This window comes from Protofrankia sp. CiP3 (assembly GCF_917627345.1).
Lineage (GTDB): Bacteria > Actinomycetota > Actinomycetes > Frankiales > Frankiaceae > Protofrankia.
This window is the reverse complement of sequence record NZ_CAKJTM010000228.1, coordinates 1-2880: the sequence shown is the minus strand read 5'-3', so window position 1 is coordinate 2880 and position 2880 is coordinate 1. Positions and strand designations below refer to the sequence as shown.

The window sequence follows — 2880 nt, the reverse complement described above, 5'->3', positions numbered from 1 at the left end:
TCCGGGATGAGGGGATCATCCTTGACCCGGGTGAGCCCAGGGATTTCGGCCTGTCCGCCCTGGACCCGGATCTCCCACTTATCCATCGCCGCGGCCCGCCCGAACAGGCCCGCGAACCCCACGACATCCCCGCCGACATCCCCGCCGAGATCAGCCAGCAGGATCCGGCCGGGATTCTCCGACTGCGCCGAGCGCACCAACCCCGCCACCGCGGCCGCGACCGGGTCACCACCCGCACCCCGAACCACCACCGCCAACCGAGCCCCACCAAAAGCCGACCCGGACGTGAACGCCTGCAACACCTCCAACACCCGCGCCAACACCACCCGCACCCGCACCAACTCACCCGACTCAGAACCAGCGGCATCGACGCGCCGGTCGAGGCCACAGGAAACGAGCAGGTCCGCGTCCAAGACCAGCCACTCCGGCACGTCCTCGACCAAGGACTCCAGACCCGCCACATCCGCGATCACAGCGCTGCCCGGCACGGTCGCGCCGCCGTCATCTCCAGTGGCGAGGGGGGTCCAGCCGACGGAGAGCATCATCGGTTCGGCACCGCCGACGGAGGGGGCGGTGGCTGAGGCGGCGGTGATGGGCCGTGAGGTGAGGGCTCCCAAGGTCAGGACCGGCTCGCCCGCGGTGTCGGCCAGGTCCATCGCCAACCGGCCGGAGCCTAGGGTCGCGCGGATCCGAAGGGCGGTGGCGCCGGTGGCATGGAGGATGACACGGTTCCACGCGAACGGAACCATCACTTCGCCGGTGTCACCGGCCGGCGTGGCGACCATGGAGATGTGCAGGGCGGCGTCCAAGAGGGCGGGGTGGATTCCGTATCCGTCGATATCGGCGCCCTCGGGAAGGGTGACCTCGCCGAACAAGTCCCCCTCACGCACCCAGACCGCGCTCAGACCCTGGAACAGCGGCCCATACGCATAGCCGTGATCGACCAGCCGCTCGTAGAAGTCCTCGACCGAGACCGGCTCGGCGCCCGGCGGCGGCCAGGCCCGCAGATCGGCACCGTCGGCGACGGAGGCGGCCATGGGAGTGAGGAAGCCCTCGGCGTTCCGCTGCCATTCCGGCGTCCCGGCCAGACGTGAACTCACCATCACCGGCCGACGCCCCGTGCCGTCGGTCTCCGCGACGTGGACTTGGATCTCAACCACCCCGGACGCCGGGACCGGCAAAGGGGCGTGGATGACGAGCTCGTCCAGCACCGAACAGTCCACCCGATCCCCAGCAGCGATGACGAACTCGACCATCGCGGCGCCGGGAACGACCACAGCGTCGGCGATCACGTGATCGGCCAGCCACGGATGGGTGTTCAGCGACACCCGCCCCGCCAGCATCACCCCACCAGGCACCTCCACCACCGGACCCAGCAGCGGATGCCCCCCAGCCGCTTGACCAGTACCCGCAGCAGCAGGAGCGAGCCAATAACGATCCCGCTGGAATGGATACGTGGGCAGCGGAACGACCCGACCGGGAACCGCAGCACCGGGAATCAGCGCGGCCAGAGCGGTCTGTGTGACCGGCCCACCAGCAGCCCAGAGTTCGACGAGTCCAGCGACCACCGCGACCGACTCCGGCTGTTCCCGGCGCGACAACGTGACCGCCGCGACCGGATGGTCACTGGTCCGGGCGAGAGACGTCAGACTCCCATCCGGACCGATCTCCACCAGGAACCCCGCACCAGCCTCAGCCAGAGCATCGGCGAAGCGGACGAGTTCACGGACCTGCCGCACCCAGTACTTCGGCGACATCCACTCCCGCCGCCCCGCCGACGAAGGTTCGCGATAGTCAACACCGACGGCGACGGCAGCGAACTCCTCCAGCATCGGATCCATCAGCGGTGAGTGGAAGGCATGACTGACCGGCAACATCCGCGCCCGGATCCCACCCGCCGTCGCGAGCGCGACGACTTCTTCGACAGCCGCCTGTTCTCCTGAAACGGTGACCGCGCGCGGCCCGTTCACCGCAGCGACCCACACACCGGTGTGACCGGCAAGGAGCTGGACGACCTGCTCCTCACCGGCGGCCAGCGACGCCATCGCACCCCCGGCAGGGAGAGCCTGCATCAACCGGGCCCTGGCAGCCACCACCCGTGCGGCGTCCTCCAGAGTCCACACACCAGCCGCGAACGCCGCAGTCAACTCACCGATCGAATGACCGACCAGCGCATCCGCACGAACACCCCACGACTCCACCAAACGCCACAACGCCACCTCGAACGCGAACAACACAGACTGCGTGTACACCGTCTGATCCAGCAACCCGGCCAGATCAGAACCCGCGTCAGCGAAGGCCAACTCACGCACCGAAACCCGCGCAGCCCCGCCCAACTCCGCTCCACCTAGCTCCGCGTCCAGTGCCGCGCAAACCTCACCGAACGCGGCGGCGAACACCGGGAACGCGGCACACAGATCCCGGCCCATTCCCGCCCGCTGAGCACCCTGACCAGCGAACGTGAACACCACCCGCCCAGCGCCGGCCACACCGGAAGACCCCCCGTCCCCAGTCGCCACCGCACGGAGCTTCGCCACCGCCTCATCCCGCTCTGCGGCCACCACACCGGCCCGGAACTCCCACACCGAACGGGACCTCAACAACGCACGCCCCACATCGCCCAAGCTCGATACGGGCTGCTGTTCGAGGAAGTCGGCCAGTTGCCCGGCCGCCGCCCGCAGACCTTCCGGGGACCGCGCCGACACCACCAACGGCACCGCACCCGACGTGTCCGAGACCGGCTCGGCAGGCAGGTCCGGCGTCTCAGGAGCGGCTTCCGCGTCAGCCGGGCCTGATGCTTGTTCCAGGGTGATGGGATCCGGTGCTTGTTCGAGGATGATGTGGGCGTTGGTGCCGCTGACTCCGAAGGAGGAGATCCCG

At 69.1% G+C, this 2880-nt stretch carries 1 protein-coding gene; it reads right to left on the bottom strand.

Features of this window, described 5'->3' with window-relative positions:
* On the bottom strand, positions 1-2880 hold a 2880-nt coding region (locus tag MJ797_RS26690; protein WP_239342504.1), incomplete at both ends, for an acyltransferase domain-containing protein.